Origin of the sequence: Frankia sp. QA3, assembly GCF_000262465.1 — a bacterium.
Lineage (GTDB): Bacteria > Actinomycetota > Actinomycetes > Frankiales > Frankiaceae > Frankia.
Genome location: NZ_CM001489.1, coordinates 4519599 through 4525786, shown reverse-complemented (window position 1 = coordinate 4525786; position 6188 = coordinate 4519599). Strand labels below are relative to the sequence as shown.

General features: G+C 73.0%; 3 protein-coding genes and 1 pseudogene. All 4 read left to right on the top strand.

What is annotated here, in order from left to right; translation table 11 throughout:
• Window positions 1-349: pseudogene (locus FRAQA3DRAFT_RS37430) on the top strand (serine/threonine protein kinase); the annotation flags it as partial.
• A 61-nt stretch (window positions 350-410) separates the two neighbouring features.
• Entirely contained in the window at window positions 411-851 is a 441-nt protein-coding gene (locus tag FRAQA3DRAFT_RS18545) for a hypothetical protein (protein ID WP_009740581.1), read from the top strand.
• Between the two features lie 88 nt (window positions 852-939).
• Complete coding sequence (gene mqnC, locus FRAQA3DRAFT_RS18540; RefSeq protein WP_051054385.1) at window positions 940-2145, top strand: cyclic dehypoxanthinyl futalosine synthase; 1206 nt, start codon at window positions 940-942, stop codon at window positions 2143-2145.
• A gap of 294 nt (window positions 2146-2439) precedes the next feature.
• Window positions 2440-6188: pentapeptide repeat-containing protein (locus FRAQA3DRAFT_RS18535; protein ID WP_304412972.1), on the top strand; the 3749-nt coding region annotated here is incomplete at its 3' end.

Here is a 6188-nt window from a genome sequence, read left to right as displayed (position 1 = left end):
GGCCGCCGACCGTGGCAATGCCGCGCGCCCGCAACCGGCGCCGCGGCAGGTCGTCGAGCGCCCCGCGCGCCGCGGCCGGGCGCCTGAACCCCACGACCCCGCCGCGCCGCGCCGCCCGCGCCGCCGGTTCCGGCTGCGGATCCCCTTCAAACGGACGATCCTGTTCGTCCTGGTCGTCCTGCTCCTGCTCTCCGCGGCCGACCAGATCGCGTCCATGGTCGACGAGCAGCGCAGCCGGCTGTGGGACAAGGTGGCCACCTCGGTCAAGAACGGCGTGGGCGACCAGGTGGACAGCCTGTGGAACCAGGCGAAGGACACCTTCGGCGGTTCCTCGGACGGGTCCGGGTGACGGCGCACCTGATGGCTGACCGGTAGGCGTAAACCCGCCGCCGGATAGGTACACCGACCTCATGGCGAGCATTTCGAGCAAGATCAACGAATTCCTGCACAGCCCGAAGACCCGGGAGATGGTCGACAAGGCCAAGGCGGCGGCCAACAAGCCCGAGAACCGGGCCAAGATCAAGCAGGTGCAGGAGAAGTTCACCAGCCGCACCCGGGGGCATGGTCATCACAACGCCCCGGGCGGCCCCCCGACCACCGGCGGCCCGACCACCGGCTCGACCCAGAGCCACCCGGGCGGCTACGACGCGGAGCACGGCTACGCTGAGCGCCCGTCCGGCGGCTCCGGTGCCGACGCCGGCTACGGCGAGCGGCCGTCCGGGTCCGGTGGCTACGGCGAGCGGTCGACAGAGTCCGGTGGTGGTTATGGCGAGCGGCCGTCCGGCGGTTATGACGCGGACGTCCCCCCGGGTCCCGGTCCGGCCGACACCGGCGGTCGTTCCGGCTACTGATCGCCCGGCCGTCCCATCCCGGAACGTCCCGGTGCCGGCCTCAGGGCGACGCGGCCCGGCACCGGGACCCAGGTCGTACGATCGCGAGATGAGCCTTGTGGATGCCGACGGCGAGACTGCGGTGGGTCGGGGCGACGGCGCCGGCGAGATCCGGTCGATCCTGGACCGGGCCGCCGAGGGCGGCCGTATCTCGCCCGAGGAGGCGCTGCTCCTCTACACCCGGGCACCCCTGCACGCGCTCGGCACAGCGGCGGACACGGTCCGCCGCCGCCGGTATCCCGACGGCATCGCCACCTACATCATCGACCGTAACATCAACTACACGAACATCTGCGTGACGGCCTGCCGGTTCTGTGCGTTCTACCGGGCGCCGAAGCACGCCGAGGGCTGGGTCCGCGACGTCGACGACATCGTCACCAAGTGCGGCGAGGCGGTGGAGCTCGGCGCCACCCAGATCATGCTTCAGGGCGGGCACAACCCCGACTTCGGCATCGAGTGGTACGAGCAGGTGTTCGGCGCGATCAAGGCGGCCTACCCGCAGCTCGCCCTGCACTCGCTGGGGGCCAGCGAGGTCGTGCACATCGCCCGCACGTCCGACCTGACGTTCCCCGAGGTCATCACCCGGCTGCGCGACGCGGGCCTGGACAGCTTCGCCGGCGCCGGCGCCGAGATCCTCACCGAGCGTCCCCGGCACGCCATCGCCCCGCTCAAGGAGCCCGGCCACGTCTGGCTGTCGGTGATGGAGACCGCGCACACCCTCGGCCTGGAATCGACCGCGACGTTCATGATGGGCACCGGCGAGACGAACGCCGAGCGCATCGAGCACCTACGGATGATCCGGGACGTGCAGGACCGCACCGGCGGCTTCCGCTCGTTCATTCCGTGGACGTACCAGCCGGAGAACAACCACCTCGGCGGGCGCACCCAGGCCACGACGCTGGAGTACCTGCGCCTCGTCGCCGTCGCCCGGCTGTTCTTCGACAACATCGCCCACCTGCAGGGTTCGTGGCTGACGACCGGCAAGGAGGTCGGCCAGCTCACCCTGCACATGGGCGCCGACGACCTCGGCTCGGTGATGCTGGAGGAGAACGTCGTCTCCTCCGCCGGCGCCCGCCACCGGACCAACCGCTCCGAGCTGATCAGCCTGATCCGCACGGCCGGCCGCATCCCCGCGCAGCGCGACACCCGCTACCGCCACCTCGTCGTCCACCGCGACCCCGCGCAGGACCCGACCGACGACCGCGTCGCCTCCCACTTCTCCTCCACCGCGCTCCCTCTCGTCTCGGCCACCTAGAACCGTCTCTCGGCCACCCGGTCCGACCGGTCCGACGTTTCCGGGAACGCCGGTGTTCTTTGTCGCCGGACAATCCGTGCGCTGATCCCCGGAGGCCGCTGTTCGGGTGAGCCGTAACATCCTTGTTTTATGGGGGATGAAACGGGATTCCCGGGGCCCGGCGGTGCCGCCCGGCGGCCGAAACCACGCTTTCCCGGAGGGCCTGTCGCACCGCGCCCGGCCGCCGCACCGGTGGACGCCGCGCCGACCGGCGCAGCCGCGGGCGGCGCGGCCGCGGGCGGCGGGTCCGGGCCGGTGGGGCGTGTCGGGGCGGCGGACACCTCGGACTCCTCGGTCACGGTGCTGCACATCTCCGACGTCCAGTTCGGGGAGCATCACGTCTTCGGCCGCGCCGGGCTGACGCTGGCCGACCGCGGCGAGGGATCGCTGTTCGCCCGGCTGCACGACGACCTGCGGGTCTGCGCGGAGTCGGCGGGGCTGCGTCCGGATCTCGTGGTCGTCACCGGCGATCTCGCCGAGACCGGCATGCCCGCCGAGTTCGCCCAGGTCAACCGGTTCCTCGCCGAGCTCACCGACGCACTCGGCCTCGGCCGCGACCGGGTGGCGCTGGTGCCCGGCAACCACGACGTGAACTGGCTGGCCTGCCGGGCGTACGTGCTGGGCGAGCAGAGCGAGGGCCGGGAGCCGCAGCCGCCGTACTGGAGCAAGTGGAGGTCGTTCGTCGGCCTGCTCGACGAGTTCCACGGGCCGGCGGGCCGGGTCGGCTTCGAGGTCGGCGCGGAATGGTCGCTGTACGAGGTGCCCGAGCTGCGGGTCGTCGTCGCCGGGCTGAACTCGACGATGGCGGAGACGCACGAGGTGCATCACGGCTGGCTGGGCGAGCATCAGCTGCGCCGGGTGGCCGAGGCGATGCGCCGCTACGAGCGGGCCGGCTGGCTGCGCCTCGGTGCCGTGCACCACAACCCGATCCGCGGCGCCACCGCCGACGACGAGAACCTGCGCGACGCCGACGACCTCGACCGGATCCTCGGCCCGCACCTGAACCTGCTGCTGCACGGCCACACCCACGACGGCCGCGGCGGCTGGCTGTCCTCCTCCGGCCTGCCGGTGCTGTCGACGGGCAGCGCCGCCGTCGAGGCGTCGGCCCGCCCGCCGGACGTGCCGAACCAGTACCAGCTCATCCGGATCGACCGGCACGGCTTCACCCGCCACGCCCGCCGCTACGAGCCCGACCAGAAGCGCTGGACCGGTGACCTGCGCATCGACCCGGCCGGCAACACCTGGTCGGTGCCCACCCGCCACCGCTTCCGCGAGGTGCACGCCGCCTTCCCACCCACCTCGGCCGACCCCGCTGACGACGACCCCCACCGAGCCGTCCGGGACCCGTTCGATCACGAGCCTCGGGTACGCATCGGCTTCCGGCGGTACGCATCCGGTCAGCTCTCGTTCGAGCTCTACCCGGCGGGCGAGACGCCGCCGAGCGCGTGGACGGGAGCCGACCTGCTCGACGAGGTGGCCGAGGTCGCCCGGCTGCGGCATCCGGGTGCCGTGGTCGACCGGGTCGAGGACGCCGAGGGTCTGCCCGCGCACCTGCGGATCCGCCGGGTGGACACCCGGGTCGTCGAGCAGCGGGTCGTCGGCGTGATCGACGGTGACGCCGACCGCGCCGCCGTCGAGGGCTTCGCGGCGACCGTTCAGGCGAGATACCTGGCGGCGTTCCCCGGCCTGATCGCCGACCTCGTCTACACCGGGAGCCGCCCGGCGCCGCCCGATCTGGTGACCGAGGCCGGTCGGCGCGGCGTGGCACTGCTGAGCATGATCGAGTATCAGGGCGTGCTCGACCTGCGCGCCTACCAGGAGCGGCAGACCGGTCGCCTGCTGGCCGACCAGAACTATCCACCGGAGCTGTACGTCGCGCAGCGGATCAGCCCGGTCCGCGGCGCGCCGCTTCCCGTTCCCGTGCGCGACGCCCCGGCGCTCGACCAGATCATCGACTGGCTGACGACGGACCAGCCCCGATTCGTCCTCCTGCTCGGCGCGTTCGGCCACGGCAAGACCTACCTGTCGCATGAGCTCGCCCGGGAGCTGCCACGGCGGCTGCCGCACACCCATCCGCTGCTCATCGAGCTGCGGCACCTGGAGAAGGCGCCGGATCTGGACCGGATCGTCGCCCAGCACCTGGTCGCCTCCCAGGTTCGCCGCCCCGACCTGGATGCCTTCCGCTACATGCTGCGCACCGGGCAGCTCGTGCTCATCTTCGACGGCTTCGACGAGCTCGCCGCCCGGGTCACCTACGACCGGGCCGTCGCCCACCTGGAGACCCTGCTGGCCGCCTTCGACGACCGCGGGCCCGTCGGTACCAGCGCGAAGATTGTCGTGACCAGCCGAGCCGAGTTCTTCCTCACCGACCAGGACGTGCTCAAGGAGACCGGCAGGCGGGTCGAGCTGACCTTCGGCCGCTTCATCATCCGGCTGGCCGACTTCACCGACGAGCAGATCCACGACTACCTCGTCCGCCGCTACCTGCGCGGTTCCCGGCTCGGGCCGGCCGGGGTGTCACCGGCGCGCGGCCAGGAGGAGGCGCAGCGCCTGGCCGCGGCCCGCCTCGCGCTCGTGCGCGGCGTGCGGGATCTGCCCGACCTGGCCACGAACCCCCGGCTGCTGTCGTTCATCGCCGATCTCGATGAGGAGCGCCTCGCGTCCGCCCGGCGCCGGGCGGGCGTCGCAGCCGCCGGCGTCGCAGGCACCGCCGGGCGGGTCACCGCCGCGGACCTGTACCGGGAACTGCTCGACCAGTGGCTCGACTACGAAAGCGAGCGGTCGCGGGAGCTGACCATGGCGGAGCGGCGGGCCGCGGTGACCGAGCTTGCCGTGACCCTCTGGCGCGACGGGAGCGCCACGGTCGGCGTGGCCCGGCTGACCGAGATCGCCGCCCGGGTGCTCGAGACCATGAGCGATCGGCGCGGCCTCACCGCCGATGAGACCGCCCAGCTCCTGGGCTCGGGCACGGCCCTGCGCCGCGACGGCGAGGGGCAGTTCTCGTTCATCCACCAGTCGGTGATGGAATACCTCGTCGCCGCCGAGATCGCCGACCAGCTGACGGGTGTTCCCGTCGGGTCGGGGGACGGCGGCCCCCGGGAGCCCGCACTGGTGTCGGTGCGGGAGATGTCGGAGCTGATGGCCGACTTCCTCGGCGACCTGCTCGGCCGTGAGCGGGCGGCCCGTTGGGCGCAGGACGTCGCCGACGCCCCGGACGACGCCGCCACGACGAAGGCGAACGCGGTGCTGCTCGCCCGGCGGCTCGGCGTCGAGCTGCGGACCGCCGCGCGGCTCGCCGGCGCCGATCTGTCCGGCCAGGACCTGACCGGCCGCGACCTGCGCGGCGCCGACCTGCGCGGCGCGAACCTGACCGGCGCCGTCCTCGATCGGGCGGATCTGCGTGACGCGGATCTGCACGGGGTGGCGCTTGCCGGCGCGTCCCTGCGCGAGACCAGGCTGGCCGGTGCCGACCTGGCGGAGGCGGCGCTGGCGGGCGCGCAGTTGCATGAGGTCGAGGGAACGCCGCGCGATGCCCGCGGAGCCGTCCTCGATGACGCCCGGATCGTCGGCGGGTCGCTGGGCGCCGTGCGTCTGGCCGGCGCGTCCCTGCGCCGGGCCGAGCTGGTCGGTACCCACCTCGTCGGCGCCGACCTGACCAGAGCGGACCTCACCAGCGCTCGCCTCACCGACGTCGACCTGACCGGCGCGACGACCGCGGGCAGCCGATGGGGGCGCGTGGCCATCCTCGGCGGTCTGCTGCCGGCCGACCCGACCGGTGCGGCTTTCGCCGCCGCGGCGATCCCCGGTCGTGACCCCGCCGAGCGGATGCTCCGATCCGCGAGCGCGCCGGTGCTTTCGGTGGGGTTTTCGCCGGATGGGGCGTTGCTGGTGTCGGGTGGGGATGACGGGTCGGTGCGGGTGCGGGAGGTGGGGTCGGGGCGTGAGCTGCGGGTGTTGACCGGCCATCAGGGCTGGGTGCGGTCGGTGGGGTTTTCGCCGGATGG

Excerpts from the sequence above, each read along its gene's own strand:
- FRAQA3DRAFT_RS18545 (WP_009740581.1), top strand. The coding sequence starts at position 411 with ATGGCGAGCATTTCGAGCAAGATCAACGAATTCCTGCACAGCCCGAAG.
- mqnC (WP_051054385.1), top strand. The coding sequence starts at position 940 with ATGAGCCTTGTGGATGCCGACGGCGAGACTGCGGTGGGTCGGGGCGAC.